General features: G+C 63.7%; 16 protein-coding genes. 6 read left to right on the forward strand and 10 right to left on the reverse strand.

Annotated features, from left to right (window positions below; genetic code table 11):
* Positions 1-186: 186 nt before the first annotated feature.
* The 4 genes from JKL45_RS06685 to JKL45_RS06700 form a co-directional block, all read right to left on the reverse strand.
* Positions 187-567 carry a hypothetical protein gene (locus JKL45_RS06685; RefSeq protein ID WP_201860343.1) on the reverse strand — a complete coding sequence of 127 codons (381 nt, stop codon included), beginning with the start codon at positions 565-567 and terminating at the stop codon, positions 187-189.
* 13 nt (positions 568-580) lie between these two features.
* Positions 581-2128 (reverse strand): S10 family peptidase, encoded by a 1548-nt coding sequence (locus JKL45_RS06690; RefSeq protein WP_201860344.1) that lies wholly within the window; start codon positions 2126-2128, stop codon positions 581-583.
* A 96-nt stretch (positions 2129-2224) separates the two neighbouring features.
* Positions 2225-2677 (reverse strand): DNA polymerase III subunit chi, encoded by a 453-nt coding sequence (locus JKL45_RS06695; RefSeq protein ID WP_201860345.1) that lies wholly within the window; start codon positions 2675-2677, stop codon positions 2225-2227.
* Between the two features lie 114 nt (positions 2678-2791).
* A complete protein-coding gene (locus JKL45_RS06700; protein WP_201860346.1) occupies positions 2792-4294 on the reverse strand; it encodes a leucyl aminopeptidase in 1503 nt (500 codons plus the stop codon).
* A gap of 214 nt (positions 4295-4508) precedes the next feature.
* Here JKL45_RS06700 and lptF point away from each other — a divergent pair, with 214 nt between their 5' ends.
* The 6 genes from lptF (at position 4509) to JKL45_RS06730 (ending at position 12472) form a co-directional block, all read left to right on the forward strand.
* Entirely contained in the window at positions 4509-5669 is a 1161-nt protein-coding gene (gene lptF, locus JKL45_RS06705) for an LPS export ABC transporter permease LptF (protein WP_201860347.1), read from the forward strand.
* A 2-nt stretch (positions 5670-5671) separates the two neighbouring features.
* On the forward strand, positions 5672-6757 hold the full coding sequence (gene lptG / locus JKL45_RS06710; protein ID WP_201860348.1) for an LPS export ABC transporter permease LptG: 1086 nt from the start codon (positions 5672-5674) through the stop codon (positions 6755-6757).
* 37 nt (positions 6758-6794) lie between these two features.
* Positions 6795-9326: an LPS-assembly protein LptD gene (locus JKL45_RS06715; protein ID WP_201860349.1), complete on the forward strand. Its 2532-nt coding sequence runs from the start codon at positions 6795-6797 to the stop codon at positions 9324-9326.
* A gap of 15 nt (positions 9327-9341) precedes the next feature.
* Positions 9342-10352 (forward strand): 4-hydroxythreonine-4-phosphate dehydrogenase PdxA, encoded by a 1011-nt coding sequence (pdxA, locus tag JKL45_RS06720; protein ID WP_376771010.1) that lies wholly within the window; start codon positions 9342-9344, stop codon positions 10350-10352.
* A complete protein-coding gene (gene rsmA, locus JKL45_RS06725) occupies positions 10349-11209 on the forward strand; it encodes a 16S rRNA (adenine(1518)-N(6)/adenine(1519)-N(6))-dimethyltransferase RsmA (protein ID WP_201860351.1) in 861 nt (286 codons plus the stop codon). The genes pdxA and rsmA overlap by 4 nt, the downstream gene beginning before the upstream one ends.
* Positions 11210-11359: 150 nt before the next feature.
* Positions 11360-12472: a D-alanine--D-alanine ligase family protein gene (locus JKL45_RS06730; RefSeq protein ID WP_201860509.1), complete on the forward strand. Its 1113-nt coding sequence runs from the start codon at positions 11360-11362 to the stop codon at positions 12470-12472.
* Between the two features lie 7 nt (positions 12473-12479).
* On the opposite strand, the gene gmk is transcribed toward JKL45_RS06730, so the two are convergent.
* The 6 genes from gmk to fabG form a co-directional block, all read right to left on the reverse strand.
* Positions 12480-13130, reverse strand: coding sequence for a guanylate kinase (gmk, locus tag JKL45_RS06735; RefSeq protein WP_201860352.1), 651 nt, complete (start codon positions 13128-13130; stop codon positions 12480-12482).
* Positions 13131-13134: 4 nt separating this feature from the next.
* Positions 13135-14022, reverse strand: a complete 888-nt coding sequence (locus JKL45_RS06740) for a YicC/YloC family endoribonuclease (RefSeq protein WP_201860353.1) — start codon at positions 14020-14022, stop codon at positions 13135-13137.
* A gap of 93 nt (positions 14023-14115) precedes the next feature.
* The gene (mltG, locus tag JKL45_RS06745; RefSeq protein ID WP_201860510.1) at positions 14116-15474 is read right to left on the reverse strand and encodes an endolytic transglycosylase MltG; all 1359 of its coding nucleotides are present in this window, start codon (positions 15472-15474) and stop codon (positions 14116-14118) included.
* 95 nt (positions 15475-15569) lie between these two features.
* The gene (gene fabF / locus JKL45_RS06750) at positions 15570-16832 is read right to left on the reverse strand and encodes a beta-ketoacyl-ACP synthase II (protein WP_201860354.1); all 1263 of its coding nucleotides are present in this window, start codon (positions 16830-16832) and stop codon (positions 15570-15572) included.
* Positions 16833-16898: 66 nt separating this feature from the next.
* The gene (locus JKL45_RS06755; RefSeq protein WP_036347903.1) at positions 16899-17135 is read right to left on the reverse strand and encodes an acyl carrier protein; all 237 of its coding nucleotides are present in this window, start codon (positions 17133-17135) and stop codon (positions 16899-16901) included.
* Positions 17136-17370: 235 nt separating this feature from the next.
* The gene (gene fabG, locus JKL45_RS06760) at positions 17371-18108 is read right to left on the reverse strand and encodes a 3-oxoacyl-[acyl-carrier-protein] reductase (RefSeq protein WP_201860355.1); all 738 of its coding nucleotides are present in this window, start codon (positions 18106-18108) and stop codon (positions 17371-17373) included.
* Positions 18109-18110 lie beyond the last annotated feature (2 nt).

Below are 18110 nucleotides of genomic sequence, written 5' to 3' on the forward strand. Positions count from 1 at the left end.
TGTCGAAACCCTCACAGGCCCTTCAACGAGGCTTGGTTTACGCGCTCTGCCAAGCCGCCTGATTGGCCAAAGTCGAGCTGAGAGCACGTTCCGGATCGACGACAATGGCCGCACCTGTTGCGGCCATTGTCATTTGCAGGCTTGAAGACGTTAAGTCCGAGAAGGCTCAGAACAAAGCGCTGAGCCTTAAGGCTTCACCACCCGGTCGAGGCTGTTGTTCACGAAGAAGTACAGCTCGCGTCCGCCGGGTTCGGAGTAGAGCACCTGCACCTCGCGCTGTCCCTTGCCGCTCTCACCCACGAGCACGTCGGTGGCAGGCTTGCCCTTCAGGCGCACCAGATCGCATTCGGTAATGCCGGGTTCGATGGCGGTTGCCGTGCCCGCAGGCGTCCCGGTGCAGCGGCCATCCGGGCCGAGGACGGGACCGTCGATCTGCGGCCCGAGGGCGGCCATCGGCGCAGGGGCCGCAGGCGCTGCAACCGGCGGCGTGGACCGAGTGCTGGTGCACGCGGACAGTGCCATTGCCGCGAGGGCGACACTCGACAGAACTCTTGTACGCATCCCCATCAATCCTTGCCCATCAATCCTTGTTGTCGGCCGCCCTCGCCTGCAGGGCCTCGTCGAAGAGCCGCTGCACATCGGCCTTGAAGGCCTGCCGTGACGCCTGCCGCGAATAGAACATGTGACCGCCTTCGTAAACCGTCAGCCCCACGCGCTTCTGAGGCCCAAGGTCGGGCACTTGATTCAAGAGCAGCTGAGACGCGAAGTAGGGAGTTACCAGATCGGTGAAGCCGTGAGTGACGAGGACACGCAGATTGCCGTCGAGCGACAAGGCCTGCCGCAGTTCTTCCAGGTTTTCGGGGCCGTTGCGTCCGCCGCCCCAGCGCCAAGCGCCATTGACTGATCCACTGAGCAGGTTGTAGCGCCCCTCCGCCTTGTAGTTCAGGGTTTGGGTCAGATGATGAATGATCGCGCTCGTCAAAGGCGCCGTCATGCCGTCGAGGACCGGGTCCGCGAATCGGGAGACCTGGGCGTTGGGGTTCGGATCAGCGTTGGCCACGTTGGTGTCGTAGGCGCTGACGATCTCGGATGAGTCGCGCCGCAATTCCCTCTGGGCCGCCCGCATGTCGATGCGTCCGGCGAGGCGCCGCGAGACTTCGGGACTGAGCCCGCTCAGCTCGGCAACGCGCCGGCTGACGCGCTCCACAGCCTCCTTGTCCTGGAGCCCGCGCATGAGATCGACGAGGTACTCGCCGGACGCATAGGCCTCCGCGTCCTTCAGCGCTTCGCGCGACACGGGGCCGTTCCGTGACAGGTTTGTCGCTGCAAGCGATGGCAGAACAGCCGCATTGATCCATGGTGCGCCGGCGCCCTGATCGAGCCAGTCGAAATCGAACACTGGCGAAATGAGAACCAGGCCGCTGAACCCGATGCCTTGATCGCTCTGGAGCTTCTGAGCCAGCAGCGGCCCCCTGAAGCCGCCATAACTCTCGCCGGTGAAGAATTTTGGCGACTGGAGCCGGTTCTTTTCCTTGAGCCAGCGCATGACGAAGGCAGCCAGCCCATCGATATCGCCCTGGACCGAATAGAACCGCTCCCGCACTTGGTCGCCCCCGAGGACCCGGCTGTAGCCGGTTCCCGGTGGGTCGATGAAGACGAGATCCGTGAAGTCAAGCCAGGTCTCGGCATTGGGGACGAGCGCTGGAGGCGCCGAAGGGCTGATCGACGAACCATCGAGAGGCAGGAGCCACGGCCCGAGGGCGAGAAGATGCAGGTACGCCGAGGAGGCACCGGGACCACCATTCACCGCGAAGGTCACCGGCCGCGTGGCCAGGTCCGAATCGTCCCGCGTATAGGCGACGAACCCGATCTCCGCCTGAGGCGCGCCCTGCGGGTCAGCGAGCGTCAGATGCCCGGCCGTTGCGGTGAACGACAGGGTGCGGCCGGGGAGTTGAAGCGTATGCCGCGTGACCGATTCCGGCGGCAGCGCCTGCTGGTCCCTGGCCTCGGGCCGCGGCCGGCGCTGCTCCTGCCCTTGCGGCTGCTGCTCCTGGGCTCCAACTCCGAGGGGTGGAGCCAGCGACAGAAACAAGGCGGCGTAGAGAGGAAGGCGGAGCTTTCGGGTCATCGGAGCATCCTTATGGCCGTCCTGAAACTGGAGACCCTACCCCCAGTGGCAAGCACTGTTGCGATGAAGAGTTCGTGTTCCAGTGCTGGAACCGCCTCACGCCTTCCGTTGCCAGCGGCCGCTCTCGTCCTGCTGCCAATAGGTTGCGTCGTGGCCGCCCTCCTTCACAGCCCGCCACTGATCGCGGGCGAAGGCGAGCGCCTGGATGTCATTGCCGTCGAACAGGATCGCCAGACGCTGATAGGCGGCCATGTCCTCCGGCAGGCTGGCGCCTTCCACCAGGAAGCGGATCGAGGCGCCATTGGGATTGCCGCCCGACAGGGTGATAAGAATCGGCTGGTCCGCCGCATGGGCCTCCCTGTCCGTTCCATGCGGCAGGAAGCTCTCGTCGGTGAAGGTCCACAGGTGATCGTCGAGAGCGGACATGCGCTCCTCGGTCGTCACCTGCACGACCCCGCGCCACCCGCGCTCCAGCGTCTTCTGCAGGAGCGTGGGCAGCACGGCCTCGAGCGGCTGATGCTGGAGATGATAGAAAAGGACCTCGGTCATAATACCCCTGTCATCCCGGACGGAGCAGAGCGAAGGTCCGGGATCGCTGTCAGGATCAAGCGCCATTCTCGTCCAGCGATCCCGGGTTCTGCTGCGCAGCCCCCCGGATGGTGCTTACGAGTTTCGAGCCTCGTAATGATCGTGCACGAGCCGGTCGAGGAGGCGCACGCCCCAGCCCGACGCCCAGCCCTTGTTGATCTCGTTCTGCGGTGAGCCCATGGCGGTGCCGGCAATGTCGAGATGCGCCCATGGCACATCGTTGACGAAACGCTGGAGCAGCGCCGCCGCCGTGCTTGAGCCGCCGAAGCGCCCGGCCGAGTTCTTCATGTCGGCGAACTTGGATTCGATCATCTTGTCGAACTCGGGCCCCAGGGGCATGCGCCAGACCCGCTCACCGGTGGCCTTGCCGGCAACGGTCAGGCGCTCGGCAAGCTCGTCGTTGTTAGAGAACAGGCCGGCATATTCCTGGGCGAGCGCCACCATGATGGCTCCCGTGAGGGTCGCGAGGTCGATCATGAACTTGGGCTTGAAGCGGTCCTGCACGTACCAGAGCACATCGGCCAGCACGAGACGCCCTTCCGCATCCGTATTGATGATCTCGATGGTCTGACCCGACATGGTGGTGACGATGTCGCCGGGCCTCTGAGCGTTGCCGTCGGGCATGTTCTCCACGAGGCCGATGGCACCGACCACGTTGGCCTTGGCCTTGCGGCTCGCCACAGCATGCATGAGCCCGACCACGCAGGCGGCACCGGCCATATCGCCCTTCATGTCCTCCATGCCGGCGCCCGGCTTGATCGAGATGCCGCCGGTATCAAAAACGACGCCCTTGCCCACGAAGGCGATGGGCTTGTCGTTCGCCTTGCCGCCGTTCCAGCGCATGATGGCAACCCGGCCGCCGCGTACGGAACCCTGGGCTACGCCAAGCAGCGCTCCCATTCCGAGCTTCTTCATGGCCTTATCGTCGAGAATCTCAACCTCAACGCCGAGCTTGGTCAGCGCCTGGGCGCGGGCGGCGAATTCCTGCGGGCCCAGAACGTTCGGCGGCTCGTTGACGAGATCGCGGGCGATGATGACGCCCTGCTGGATGCCCTCACGGGTCTTGTAGGCTTTCTTGATCGAAGCCGGATCCGCCACGCTGAAGACCAGCCGTCCGCCGCCCTTCCCGTTGTCCTCGTCCTTTTTCCTGGTCTTGTACCGGTCGAAGCTGTAGCGGCGCAGTTGAACGCCGAGCGCAATGTCCGCCACCATCTCAGGGGTGACCCTGGCTTCGGGCAAGTCCAGAACCACAGTCGCCAGCTTGCCGTTCACCTTGCCGGCGATCAGGCCGCCCAGCTGGACGAAATCCGTGTCGTTCCGGTCCTTTTCGCCCCCTAGGCCGATCACGATCAGCCGGTCGACCGACAGCCCCGTGGGGACCACGATCGACATGACGGACTTGGTCTTGCCCTTAAAGCCTTCCGCAGCGGCAGCCTTGGCAATCAGATCGACGGCCTTCGGCCCGAGCTGCTTGGCCACAACAGCGGAGGGCTTGAGGTTCTCTCCAACGAAGACGATGAGATCGCCGGATTCGACCTTGCCGTGGGCCTGGAAGTCGATCTTGAAGCTGTCGGCCATGAATTCCTCTTTGTTTTGGTGCATGTCCGGTCTTAGGGCCGGCTGCGACGCTGATGCGCGGTGGTGACGGTTGGGACATATATCATATTGCGTGCACGGCTATGGGGAAGCCGCCGTGAAATCGGCGCAATCTCAGGCTGTTGAAAACGGCCAACTTGCCTGAGACCGTACGACACGATACCCAGGGCGCAACCGCCCGGGGGCGAAGGGCCTTATGACACTTCTCGAACGCTACATCCTCAAAAACACCTTCAATGCCTTCGCTGCATGCTTGGTCGCTCTCACGGGCGTGATCTGGATCACGCAGGCCCTGCGGGAGCTCGACCTGCTCACCGGCAAGGGGCAGACGCTCATGATCTTCCTGACGGTAACGGGATTGTCCCTGCCAGCCCTGATCAGCGTCATTGCACCGGTCGCCCTGTTTCTGGCCACCATCTACACCCTGAACAAGCTGAACGGCGATTCCGAACTGATCGTCATGAGCGCCGGGGGCATGCCTCCGGGTCGGCTGCTGCGGCCCTTCCTGGCGCTGGCGGCTTTCGTCTGCCTGGCCGTGGGAATCATCTCGATCCACATCATGCCCGCCAGCTTCCAGGAGATGCGCCAGCTGTTCACGAAGATCCGGGCCGATTTCGTGGGCACCATGGCCAAGGAAGGCCAGTTTATTAGCTTGGAGAACGGGATCACCTTCCATTACCGGGAGCGCCAGGGCGATTCCCTGCTCGGGATCTTCATGGAGGATCTCCGGGAGAAGAACAAAGCCATCGTGTATCTGGCCGAGCAGGGCCAGACAGCAGAGCAGAATGGAACGTCTTATCTCGTGCTCCAGAAGGGCAGCGTTCAGCGCAAGGAGCCGAACAGCCGCGATTCCTCTATCGTGGCCTTCGAGCGCTATGCAGTCGACCTATCGGCCTTCAACAAGGAAGGTGGAGACGTCGTCTATAAGCCCCGTGAGAGGAGCACCCTCCAGCTCCTGTTCCCCGACAAGAGCGAGCCCCTGTACCAGGAGCAGTCGGGGCGGTTCCGGGCCGAACTGCACGAGCGTCTGTCCTCCTGGCTCTACCCCCTCGCCATGATGATGATCGCCTTCGCGGCTCTGGGCGAACCGCGCACGACCCGACAGGGCCGCGGCTTGGCGATCGCCGGCGCCGTGGTGGCAATCGTGCTGATGCGCATCCTCGGCTTTGCTGCTTCGAGCGGCGTTGCCCGGACCCCGGCCGCCGTCATCGCCATCTATGCCGTGCCGCTGGCCAGCATCTTCATCAGCCTGCTGCTGATCCTGCAGGGGCCGGCCATGCGGTCAGCCCAGGCCAAGCTACTGAGGGCGTTCAGCAGAATATTGCCGGGGCGCGCTCCCACGATCCAGAAAGCCTGACCATGCTGATCGGCCGGACCCTAGGCGCCTATTTCTCGCGACAGTTTCTGAAGACTATTTTCCTGGTCTTCGCGACGGTCTTCACCCTCGTCTATACCCTGGATTTCGTGGAGCTCATGCGCCGGGCCGGCGATGCGCCGAGCGCAACGGCAGGCGTGATTGCCCAGCTGGCCCTGTACCGCACCCCGGCGATTGCCGAGCAGGTAATGCCCTTTGCGGTTTTGTTCGGCAGCATGGCGGCCCTCCTGCAGCTCAGCCGCAAGCTCGAACTGGTGGTGGCGCGGGCAGCCGGGATTTCCGCCTGGCAGTTCCTGCAGCCAGGGCTCCTGATCGCGGTGCTGATCGGCGTGCTTTCCGTGACCGTCTACAACCCGCTTTCGGCCGTTCTCAAGCAGCGCGCCTCCGCGTTGGAAACGAGCATCTTCTCCAGGAATGTCCAGACTCGGGAGAAGCCGATCTGGCTTCGCCAGAGAAGCCAGGACGGGCAGGCCATTTTCCGCGCGAACGGCTCGGCGACGAATGCCGCAGCCCTCTATGACGTCACGGTTTACGCGTTTGACCACGACGGCAGCTTCACCCATCGAGTCGAGGCCCGTGAAGCAAGCCTGCACGAGGGTTTCTGGGAACTCAAAGACGCCCGCATCCTATCTGCGACCGAAGAGCCTCAATCGCACGATCGTTACCTGATCGCCTCGACCCTGCAGCCCTCGGAGGTTCGACAGAGCTTCATCGACCCCGATGCGGTGCCGTTCTGGGACCTGAAGGCGACCATTGCCCGGATGGAGCAGGCGGATCTCAACGCCACCACCTATCGCCTGCATTACGACCTGCTTTTGGCCCGTCCTTTGCTCTTCATCGCCATGGTCTTCGTTGCCGCATCCGTCTCGTTAAGATTCTTTCGATTTGGCGGTGTAGCCATGATGGTTCTGGGTGGCGTCGCCGCCGGGTTCATGCTTTATGTCGCCACTGAGCTTATGGCGGAGCTTGGAGCCTCCGGAATCATCAGTTCCCTGGTTGCGGCTTGGTTCCCTGCTGTAGTAGGCAGTCTTTTAGGGACCTTGGCCTTATTGTACCAAGAGGACGGCTAAACGTTCTCGCGTAAAGAAGTATTGCGAAGGAGTGGGGATGCGGCGGCTCAAGACAACGATCGCAAGGTCTGCGGTCGCAGCGGCATTGATATATGCCGCTGGGTCAATGCCTGCGCTTGCCCAAGCCACGCTTAATGAGACCATCGGCGCCCGTGCCCAATCGGGATCCGGGGAGGACCGCCTCCTCGTCGACGCCAAGGAAATCGTCTACGACAACGACCGGAACACGATTGCCGCCACCGGCGACGTGCAGATGAACTATCAGGGGCGGACGCTCCAGGCCGACCGGGTCACCTATGACCGGAACACCGGCCGCGTCTTCGCCGAGGGCAATGCCCGCCTGACGGAGACCAACGGCACCGTCGCAACAGGCGACCGCTTCGAGCTGACCGACGACTTCAAGAGCGGCTTCATCGATTCCTTGAGGGTGGTCCAGACCACCGTCGAGCAGGGCCGCCCCCTCACCACCCGCTTCTCCGCTCCGCGGGCCGAGCGGGCCGAGGGCGAGACCACGACCTTCGAGCGCGGCACCTACACCGCCTGCGAACCTTGTAAGGAAAATCCGGAACGCCCCCCGCTCTGGCAAGTGAAGGCGGCGAAGATCATCCACAACAACAGCGAACGGACGATCTATTACGAGGATGCAACCCTCGAGCTCCTTGGCATCCCGGTCGCCTACATGCCCTATTTCTGGACGCCTGATCCGACCGTCAAACGCAAGACGGGCTTCCTGGCGCCGCGCTATGTCTTCTCGAACACTCTAGGATACGGCGGCTCGATTCCGTTCTTCTGGGCCATTGCTCCCAATTACGACCTGACGATCAGCCCTACCATCTTGAGCCGTCAGGGCCTTCTCGGACAGGTTGAATGGCGCCATCGCCTGGAGACCGGCGCCTACAACATCCGCGCGGCCGGCATCAACCAGCTGGATCCTGAGGCCTTCCTCCCCTCTCCGTTCGGCGCAGGCGACCGCGATTTCCGTGGCTCCCTGGAGTCATCGGGCGAGTTCTTCATCAACCAGAACTGGCGCTGGGGCTGGGACATCGCCCTTGTGTCCGACAAGTGGTTCCTGACGAACTACCGCATCAACAGCGAGAGTCTGAGCAGCTATTACGTCAAGGAATCGATCTCGACCGTTTACCTCCAGGGTCAGGGGGATCGCTCGTTTTTCGATGCGCGGGGCTACTATTTCAAGACGCTGTCCACCTACGACTGGCAGAAGCAGCAACCGGTCGTGGCTCCGGTTATCGACTACAACAAGCGCTTTACGCCCCCGACCATTGGCGGTGAATTCGCGATCGACGTGAACGTCACCAGCCTCTCCCGCGAGGCGGCTCAGTTCGATCCGCTGTCTCCTAGCAATGCGACCTACTTCGGCATTGCTCGGACCTGTATCGAATTCGACCCAAGTTCATGCCTGGTTCGCGGCATCAGCGGTTCGACATCCAGGGCTTCGGTTACGGCATCATGGCGGCGCGAATTCATCGATCCCATCGGCCAAGTCTGGACTCCGTTCGCCTATCTGCGAGCCGATAACTTCTGGATCGCCCCCGACTTCAACGGCTACCAGAACCCGGAGCTCGCCAACTTCACCGACGCGGATGACGATTATCTCTTCCGCGCCATGCCGGCGGTCGGTCTCGAATATCGTTATCCATTCATCGCCACCCTCGGCACCTCGGGCCAGCAGATCCTGGAGCCGATCGCCCAGATTGTCGCTCGCCCGAACGAGACCCGGATCGGCCGCCTTCCCAACGAGGATGCCCAGAGCCTCGTGTTCGACGACACGTCGCTCTTCGATTGGGACAAGTTCTCCGGTTACGACCGCGTCGAAGGCGGCGTGCGCGCCAATGTCGGCCTGCAATACACAGTCACCGGCGCCGACAACTTCTATGCCAACGTGCTGTTCGGCCAGTCCTATCAGATCGCGGGACGCAATTCGTTCCGGCAGGGCGACCTGGCTAATGTGGGCCTGGATTCGGGCCTCGACTCCCGGGCATCCGACTATGTCGGCCGCTTCCAGATCTCGCCGAATGCCAACTTTGCCTTCTTGTCGCGCGGACGCTTCGATCAGGAAGATTTCAGCCTGAACCGGTTCGAAGCCGGTATCCAGGCAAACCTCAATCCCTATCTGCCGGTCTCGACCTCCCTGACCTATGCCCGTTACGAAGCTCAGCCAGCTATCGGCTATCCGACCCGCCGCGAAGGCCTGCTGGCCTCTGCACGCTGGGACATGACGCCGAATTGGTTCATCAGCGGCTCGATCCTCATCGACCTAGATCGTTACCTCGTGGCGCGCGAATTGGGTGCTGTTCAGATAGCCGCCCCGGGAGCAGCGATCTCACAAAGTGAGAACGCGACATATTTGGCCGGCATGTCCCTGGGCCTGGGCTACATCGACGAATGCACGACCTTCTCGGTGAGCTACAGCATCACCCCGCGCGACATCACCCTCACCTCGGGCGAGAAGGAGCAGAACCACACAGTCGCTTTCAGTCTTGAGCTCCGCTCCCTAGGCGAAGTGGGCTATACTCAAAGACTGGGCGGTTCTGCTTCCGCTGATGAGTGAGGGTGAAAGACACGAGTGCCGGCCTTGAACCAGTCCTCACTCGTGCTGACGCAGGGTGACCCAGCCGGGATTGGGCCGGAACTGACCCTGAAAGCCTGGATGCGGCGCGAAGAAAAGGACCTACCTCCCTTCGCAGCGTTGAGCGACCCCGTGTTCCTCAAGAGCGTTGCGCAGAGCCAAGGCTGGGACGTGCCGATCACGGCCGTTGAGCCGGCGCAGATCTCGGACATTTTCCCGAAGGCTCTTCCTGTTCTTCCCCTGCACACTTCGGTTTCGGCGCAACCGGGCCAGCCCGATGCAGGTGCGGCGGCCTCGGTGGTCGAGTCTATCGAGACGGCCGTCGAACTCGTTCGGAATGGGGCTGCTTCGGCACTCGTCACCAACCCGATCGCCAAGCAGGTGCTCTACGAAGCGGGGTTCCGGCATCCGGGCCATACGGAGTTCCTTGCCGCTCTTGCCTCATCCGGTAGCGAGCAGACCTACCATCCTGTGATGATGCTCTGGAGCGAGCAGCTGGCGGTCGTACCTGTGACCGTCCATATTCCCCTTGCGGACGTGCCCTCTGCCCTCACCACGGATTTGATTGTACGGACGGGGCGGATCGTGGCCCGGGAACTGCGGGAGCGGTTCGGCATCGCGAATCCCAGGCTGGCGCTTGCGGGCCTCAACCCACACGCGGGCGAGAATAGAGCGATGGGATCTGAGGATGCCAGCATCATTGTCCCGGCCATCGACATTCTGCGCGCCGAGGGTATCGAGGCGACAGGCCCCCTGCCCGCTGACACCATGTTCCATGCCCGCGCCCGCAGCCGCTATGATGCGGCGCTCGCCATGTATCACGACCAAGCCCTCATCCCGATCAAGACCATCGCCTTCGATGAGGCGGTGAATGTGACCCTTGGGCTGCCTTTCGTGCGCACCTCGCCCGATCACGGCACAGCCTTCGACATCGCAGGCCAGGGCATTGCAAGGCCGGACAGTCTCATCGCTGCCATCAAGCTAGCGGCCCGTCTGGGGGCATCATGAGCCAGATCGACGACCTCCCCCCTTTGCGTGAGGTGGTCCGCAGCCACGGGCTCATGGCCAAGAAGTCGCTCGGCCAGAACTTCCTGTTCGACCTCAACCTCACGAGCCGCATCGCCCGCTCCGCCGGACCGTTGGAGGACGCAACCGTCATCGAGGTCGGCCCCGGTCCTGGTGGCCTGACCCGAGCGATCCTCGCGGCCGGCGCCAGGAGGGTGATTGCCATCGAGCGCGATACCCGCTGCCTGCCGGCGCTCGCCGAGATCGCCGAGCGCTATCCGGGCCGGCTGGAGGTGGTCGAGGCTGATGCCCTGGAGTTCGACCCGCGTCCTCTCGTAGGCAATGGGCTCGTCCGCATCATCGCCAACCTGCCCTACAATGTCGGCACGGCCCTCCTGACTGGATGGCTCACCGGCGCGGCTTGGCCGCCTTGGTGGGCCTCGCTCACCCTCATGTTCCAGCGCGAGGTTGCCGAGCGCATCGTGGCCGACGAGAGCGATTCGAAGAACTATGGCCGTCTGGGCGTCCTCTGTGGCTGGCGCGCGGAATCGCGCATCCTCTTCGACGTTCCCCCTTCTGCTTTCGTGCCGCCGCCGAAAATCACCTCAAGCATCGTGCACTTGACGCCGCGGGCGAATCCTCTGCCCTGCCGCCTCGAAACCCTGGAAGCCGTCACGCGTGCCGCCTTCGGGCAGCGTCGCAAGATGCTGCGCCAGAGTCTCAAATCCCTCACGCCGGATCCGAGCGAGATCATCCGGGTGGCCGGGCTCGAGGAAACGACCCGAGCCGAGAACATCCCGGTCGAGGGCTACGTGGCGCTGGCCAATGCCCTGGACGCCACCCGCGGCTTGCGGGCTTAAGACAGCTCAGACGCTCGCCTCGTCCTCGATGCGGCCTATATGCAGCCCCTCCACGGGGGCGACATGGGTCTTTCATGGGACCTTAACCGCGCCGCTCCCATGATCGAGTTCAGGCAAGCGGCCCATACAGCCGCCAAGGAAGGAGCGGGCATGTCGCAGCCGCGCAAGAGGATCGGGCTTCTGTTCGGAGGGCGCTCTGCGGAGCACGAGGTCTCCAAGCTCTCGGCCGCCAATGTGCTGCGTGCCCTCGATCCGGACCGCTACGACATCGTCCCCATCGGGATCGGTCGGGACGGGCGATGGCTCCTCTGCGATAGCGGCAACGGCGGTGGACGGGGCGCGAAATCCCTGGAGATCCCCGAGGGATCGCCCCAGGTCGCCCTGTTGCCGGGCGGTGCAGGCGAGATGATCGTTCTGAACGGCGATGCAGGCTCCACCACGCTTCGCCTCGATGCCGTCGTGCCCGTGCTCCACGGGCCAAACGGCGAGGACGGAACGGTCCAGGGCCTCCTCGAACTTGCCAATATTCCCTATGTGGGCTCCGGCGTGATGGGCTCCGCGGCTGGAATGGACAAGGACGTGGCCAAGCGTCTCCTGCGTGACAGCGGCCTGCCTGTCGTTCCCTTCCTGACCCTGACGCCTCGCACCCGCGTCGACTATCAAAAAGCCGCGGATACCCTCGGGACATCCGACCTCTTCGTGAAGCCCGCCAATATGGGCTCCTCGGTGGGCGTATCCCGCGCCTCATCGCCGGACGAGTTCGCTAAAGCCTGCGATCGCGCCTTCAGCTATGACTCCAAAGTGCTGGTGGAACGCAGCGTTACGGGCGCGCGGGAGATCGAGTGTTCCGTGCTGGAGGATGCTGCAGGCGAGATCAAGGCCTCTCCGCTCGGTGAGATCGTGCCGGCGGGCAGCCACGGCTTCTACAGCTATGACGCGAAATACATCGACGCGGACGGCGCCCTTCTGCGCATCCCGGCCGAACTCAACCCGGACCAGGCGCGGCGCATTCAGGAGCTTGCGGCCGAGACCTTCAAGACTCTCGGCTGCGAAGGCCTGGCGCGCGTGGACTTCTTCGTCGATCCGCAGAACGAGAGCAGCCTGTTCGTCAACGAGGTGAACACGCTCCCGGGCTTCACCGCGATCAGCATGTATCCGAAGCTCTGGGAGGCGGGGGGCCTGCCGCAGAGCGAGCTGATGGAGGTGCTGATCGGGCATGCCATCGCCCGCCACGAGCGCCGGAACCGGCTGGCGCTCGTATAGGGGCGATCTAGTCGAGCTTCTCGGCCAAGAGCCCTTCGACGAAATCCGAGAGGCCGACGAGGCGGTCGCGCTTGAGGCGCTCGGCGGCCTGGATGGCCTTGAGGCTCTCGAAGGATTTGCCGAGGTCCTCGTTGACGATCACGTAATCATACTCGACCCAGCGCTCCATCTCGACGCGGGCGTTGGCGAGGCGCTTGGCGATGACGTCGGAGGCATCTTCCGCCCGACGCTCCAAGCGCGCCTTCAGTTCCTTGAAGCTCGGAGGCAGGACGAACACGGTCACCACGTCGTCGGGCAGCTTCTGGCGCACCTGGCGGGTGCCCTGGTAGTCAATGTCGAAAACCATGTCCTGGCCGGATGCCAGTATCTTTTCCACGGGCTTGCGCGGCGTGCCGTAGAAGTTGCCGTGCACCTCGGCCCATTCCAGGAGTTCATCGCGATCGCGCATCGCCTTGAACTCTTCCACGTCGATGAAGTGATAGTGCTTGCCCTCGATTTCCGAAGGGCGCTTGGGCCGCGTCGTCACCGAGATCGACAGGGCGCCTGCCCGTTCTTCCACGAGGCTGCGGGTGAGCGTGGTTTTGCCGGCGCCGGACGGCGACGACAGGATCAGGATCAGGCCGCGACGGCCAACCGGCGATTTCGGATCTTGGCTCACCGCATCACTCCACGTTCTGAACCTGCTCGCGGAATTGCTCGATCACGGCCTTCAATTCAAGGCCGATCCGCGACAGGGAGACATCATTGGCTTTCGCGCACAAGGTATTCGCCTCGCGGCCGAATTCCTGCGCAAGGAAGTCGAGACGGCGGCCGACCGGGCCACCCTCCTGCAGAAGGCTGCGGGCGGCATCCACATGGGCGCGCAGGCGATCGAGCTCCTCGCGGATGTCGGCGCGGGCTGCGATCAGCACCGCCTCCTGATGAAGGCGCGCCGGGTCGAGGGCATGCTTGCCTTCGAACAGTTCTGCGATCTGAGCCTCCAGCCGAGTGCGGATCGCCTCCGGCTGCCGGGCGGGCGCAGCCTCGGCCTCGTCGACGAGCCGTGAGACCAGATCCAGCTGCTGCCCGAGAACGGCGGAGAGCGCCTGCCCTTCTTTCAGGCGGGCTGCCTTGAGCGCCTCGATCAGCGCTCCGACACCGGCCCTCAACGCAGCCGCAAGCTCCTCATTCTGCCCTGGGTCATCGGCATCGTCGTCGAGTTCCACCACGCCGCGCACAGCGAGAAGACCGTCGAGGGAGGCAGGCTTCACGTTCTCCGGAAGCGACAGGCCATTGAGGGCGGAGAGAAGCGACTGCAATACATCCTGGTTGACGCGCAGCTTCGGGGCGGTCGATGCCTTGCTCAAGGATAGATTGAGCTGACCCTGTCCGCGGGTGAGCGCCTTGAGGATCTGGCCGCGCGCCTCCTCACCCATAGCGTCGAGACCTGAAGGCGTGCGAACCCGCACTTCGAGCCCGCGGCCGTTCACGGTCTTGAGTTCCCAGGCCCACTGAAAGGCACCGGTGACGCCGGCCTCGCGGGCAAAGCCGGTCATGCTCGCAATGGACATGGGTGAAACCTCAGGCGGAATGAAAATCGGCGCGACCATAATGCGCGCCGATCCAGGAGTCGATTGCAAGGATTGGGGATTTCTCCCCGTTTCTCAGGGCTGACGAAGAGCGGGAACGTTCTTCGGATTGCTCAGGTCGAAGCTCTTGTTCTTGAGCGGGTCCTTCTCCGTTCCCTCGCTGGCATCGAAGCCGCGTCCGGGCCGGCCGCCTGCGACCGGCAGGGCATTCGCAGTGCCGCGCAGCGCAGGCGCAGCATCGGGCGGCAGGCCTGTCTGCTCGCCATCGGGCGTCACGCGATCCACCTCATTGGCCTCAGGCGGACGGCTCTTCTCGATCTGCCGCCAACGGGCCACATTGCGCTGATGCTGCTCGTAGGTTTCGGCGAAGGCATGGCCGCCGGAACCATCGGCCACGAAGTAGAGGTCTTTCGTACGGGACGGGTTGGCGACCGCCTCGAGCGCCGCGCGCCCAGGATTGGCGATGGGTCCGGGAGGCAGGCCTTCGATCACGTAGGTGTTATAGGGCGTCGCAGCCTGGATCTCGCTGCGCAGGATACCACGGCCCAGAGTGCCCTTTCCGCCTACCATTCCGTAGACGATCGTGGGATCGGACTGGAGCTTCATGCGCTTCATCAAGCGGTTGATGAACACGCCGGCCACCCGCGTGCGCTCATCGGCCCGGCCCGTCTCCTTCTCTACGATGGAGGCCAGGATCACGAGTTCCTGCGGCGACTTGATCGGCAATTCGGGCGAGCGGCGCTGCCAGATCTGTTCCATCGCCTGACGCTGGGCCGCCTGCATGGTGTTGATGATCTGCTGGCGCGTGGTGCCGCGCTCGAACTTGTAGGTATCGGGCAGGAGCGAGCCCTCGCGCGGGGTCTCGGAGACATCGCCGGTGAGGATCTCGTGCTCATAGAGGCGGGCCAAAATCTGCTCGCTGGTGAGTCCCTCCGGGACCGACACGGTGTGCAGGATGGCCCGGCCCTGGATCAGGGTGTCGATGGCCTCCTCGACGCTGGTTCCGGCCTTGAACTGGAACTCGCCGGCTTTGAGCTGCCCGCGCTGGCGATTCAGATAGGCATAGGCCTGGAACAGCAGCGGCTGCTCGACTACGCCCTCCTGCTTGAGGATCTGGGCAATCTCGCCCGTGCCCGTATTACGGGGGATCACCACGACCTTGTCGCTCTGCAGCGGCCCGTCGGCCGTCACCGCCTGCTGCAGCATGGAGAAGCCGAAGATGCCCGCGATGGCCACAGCCACGAGCAGGGTCAGCAGCCCGCTCAGCAGGGACAGCATGCCCTTGCGGCGGCGGCGGAGCTTGGGCGGCGGCGGCGGAGCCATCGAGGGCTTGATGGCCTCGCTTGGCGACCGGGGCGACAGACGGGGCTGCGACGAGCCGTTCTCGGCATCGTCCACGGGAGCAAGAAGGATCTTTTTCTTTCGTCCGAACATCACGCCGCTTTTCTGGTGTCGGCCGGCGGTCCTGCCGGTCCGCCGACACCCTAGCCGGGATTATGGCGAAAAGCCGTAAGAGGCCCTTGCCGGTCTCAGGATACGCGACGAAGAATGAGCGAAGCGTTAGTTCCGCCGAACCCGAAGGAGTTCGACAAGGCTACATTGATCTCTTTGCGCTTGGCCTGCTTCGGCACGAGATCGATGGCCGTCTCAACCGAGGGGTTGTCGAGGTTGATGGTCGGCGGGACGATGCCGTCGCGGATGGCCAGGATCGAGAAGATCGCCTCGACGGCACCGGCAGCGCCGAGCAGGTGGCCGATGGCCGACTTGGTGGACGACATGGAGAGCTTGCCGGCGGCATTGCCCACAATCCGCTCGACAGCCTTCAGCTCAAGCTCGTCGCCGAGCGGCGTCGAGGTTCCATGGGCGTTGACGTAGTCGATCTCGGACACGTCGATGGCGGCGCGCTTCAGGGCGGCGGCCATGCAGCGATAGGCGCCGTCGCCGTCCTCGGACGGCGACGTGATGTGGTAGGCATCGCCCGACAGGCCGTAGCCGATGACTTCGGCATAGATCTTGGCACCGCGGGCCTTGGCGTGCTCGTATTCTTCCAGCACCACGATGCCGGCCCCCTCGCCCATGACGAAGCCGTCACGGTCCTTGTCGTAGGGGCGCGAGGCCTTCTCGGGCGTGTCGTTGTAGCCCGTGGAAAGAGCCCGGCAGGCGGCAAAGCCCGCGATGGAGAGGCGGTTGACAGGGGATTCCGTACCGCCGGCCACCATCACATCCGCATCGCCGAGCGCGATCAGGCGGGCTGCGTCGCCGATGGCGTGCGAGCCGGTGGAGCAGGCGGTGACGACTGCATGGTTCGGGCCCTTCAGGCCATGCTCGATGGAAACGTAACCGCCAGCCAGGTTGATCAGGCGGCCGGGAATGAAGAAGGGCGAGATGCGGCGCGGGCCGCGCTCGATGAGGGTGGCGGAGGCCTCGTAGATGCCGCCGATGCCACCGATGCCGGAGCCGATCAGCACACCTGTGGCGCACTGCTCCTCATAGGTCTTCGGCTCCCAGCCGGAGTCACGAAGAGCCTGAGACGAAGCTGCCATCGCATAGACGATGAAGGGATCGACCTTGCGCTGCTCCTTGGGCTCCATCCACTCGTCGGCGTTGAAGGTGCCGTCAGTGCCGTCGCCGCGCGGGATCTGGCAGGCGATCTGGCAGGCCAGGTCGTCGACCTGGAAATCCGTGATCTTGCCGGCGCCGCTCTGCCCCTCGACGAGGCGCGACCATGTGGCATCGACCCCGCTGCCCAGCGGAGTGACCATGCCAAGACCTGTGACAACTACCCGGCGCATGAATTTCTGCCCTATCGGTTGATATAATTCGGGCGTCGGATGAGTCACCCGACGCCCCTTCAGCTCTTAGGCTGCGTTCTTCTCGAGGAAGCGGACAGCGTCGCCGACCGTCACGATGGTCTCAGCCGCGTCGTCCGGGATCTCGACGTTGAACTCTTCTTCGAACGCCATCACCAGCTCGACCGTATCAAGGCTGTCGGCGCCCAGGTCGTCGATGAAGTTCGCGTTCTCGACCACCTTGTCGGCTTCGACGCCGAGGTGCTCGACAACAATCTTCTTCACGCGATCAGCGACGTCACTCATCGTTTTTTCCTCAGTGGCTGCCGCCTCAGGATTGGGCGGATTGAAAGAAATCAAAATAGATCAGCTGCTCAGCTGACAACGCTGAAACGGCTACCCTGCGCCGTGCAAAGCCGTATTTTTAAGCGCCGGTCAACCCCTTTGACCTGATCGGGATCATGCTTAACACAAGCTTATCCGATCTGGCGAGAGGCGAACGGCGCCTGCAAACAGATTCCGGAAACGGCTATAAGTTCCTTTAGAACATAGCCATTCCGCCATTCACGTGCAGGGTCTGGCCCGTCACGTAGGCGGCCTCGGTCGATGCGAGATAAACCACCGAAGAAGCGATCTCCTCGCCCTGGCCCAGCCGCCCCATAGGGATCGTTCCCAGGATTCCCTCGCGCTGCTTCTCGTTAAGCACGTCCGTCATGGGCGACTCGATAAAGCCCGGAGCGACGCAGTTCACGGTGATGTTGCGGCTTGCCACCTCGGCGGCAAGCGCCTTGGTCATGCCGATCAGGCCGGCCTTGGAGGCGGCATAGTTGCCCTGCCCCGGATTGCCGGTGGAGCCCACCACGGAGCCGATATTGACGATGCGGCCGTAGCGGCGGCGCATCATGTTCTTCACGGCCGCCCGCGACAAGCGGAAGGAAGCGGTGAGGTTCACGGCGATCACCGTGTCCCACTCCTCGTCCTTCATGCGCATGAAGAGGTTGTCCTTGGTGACGCCGGCGTTGTTGACCAGGATGTCGAGCCCTTCCATGGCCGCCTCGGCGGCCGGAACGAGGGCCTCGACCGAGTCCTTGTCAGCAAGGTTGGCCTCAACCACATGGACCCGCTCGCCCAGCGACGAGGCAAGCTCATCGAGGGCTGCCCGGCGGGTGCCGGAGAGGGTGACGGTTGCACCCCGGGCATGGAGGGCGCGGGCGATGGAGCCGCCGATGCCGCCCGTGGCGCCGGTGACGAGAGCCTTGCGGCCGGTGAGATCGAACATGG

It is taken from the genome of Microvirga soli, assembly GCF_016734765.1.
Taxonomy (GTDB): Bacteria; Pseudomonadota; Alphaproteobacteria; order Rhizobiales; family Beijerinckiaceae; genus Microvirga; species Microvirga soli.

Coding starts and splice junctions, on each gene's coding strand:
- JKL45_RS06685 (WP_201860343.1), bottom strand. CDS start 567: ATGGGGATGCGTACAAGAGTTCTGTCGAGTGTCGCCCTCGCGGCAATG.
- JKL45_RS06690 (WP_201860344.1), bottom strand. CDS start 2,128: ATGACCCGAAAGCTCCGCCTTCCTCTCTACGCCGCCTTGTTTCTGTCG.
- JKL45_RS06695 (WP_201860345.1), bottom strand. CDS start 2,677: ATGACCGAGGTCCTTTTCTATCATCTCCAGCATCAGCCGCTCGAGGCC.
- JKL45_RS06700 (WP_201860346.1), bottom strand. CDS start 4,294: ATGGCCGACAGCTTCAAGATCGACTTCCAGGCCCACGGCAAGGTCGAA.
- lptF (WP_201860347.1), top strand. CDS start 4,509: ATGACACTTCTCGAACGCTACATCCTCAAAAACACCTTCAATGCCTTC.
- lptG (WP_201860348.1), top strand. CDS start 5,672: ATGCTGATCGGCCGGACCCTAGGCGCCTATTTCTCGCGACAGTTTCTG.
- JKL45_RS06715 (WP_201860349.1), top strand. CDS start 6,795: ATGCGGCGGCTCAAGACAACGATCGCAAGGTCTGCGGTCGCAGCGGCA.
- rsmA (WP_201860351.1), top strand. CDS start 10,349: ATGAGCCAGATCGACGACCTCCCCCCTTTGCGTGAGGTGGTCCGCAGC.
- JKL45_RS06730 (WP_201860509.1), top strand. CDS start 11,360: ATGTCGCAGCCGCGCAAGAGGATCGGGCTTCTGTTCGGAGGGCGCTCT.
- JKL45_RS06740 (WP_201860353.1), bottom strand. CDS start 14,022: ATGTCCATTGCGAGCATGACCGGCTTTGCCCGCGAGGCCGGCGTCACC.
- mltG (WP_201860510.1), bottom strand. CDS start 15,474: ATGTTCGGACGAAAGAAAAAGATCCTTCTTGCTCCCGTGGACGATGCC.
- fabF (WP_201860354.1), bottom strand. CDS start 16,832: ATGCGCCGGGTAGTTGTCACAGGTCTTGGCATGGTCACTCCGCTGGGC.
- JKL45_RS06755 (WP_036347903.1), bottom strand. CDS start 17,135: ATGAGTGACGTCGCTGATCGCGTGAAGAAGATTGTTGTCGAGCACCTC.
- fabG (WP_201860355.1), bottom strand. CDS start 18,108: ATGTTCGATCTCACCGGCCGCAAGGCTCTCGTCACCGGCGCCACGGGC.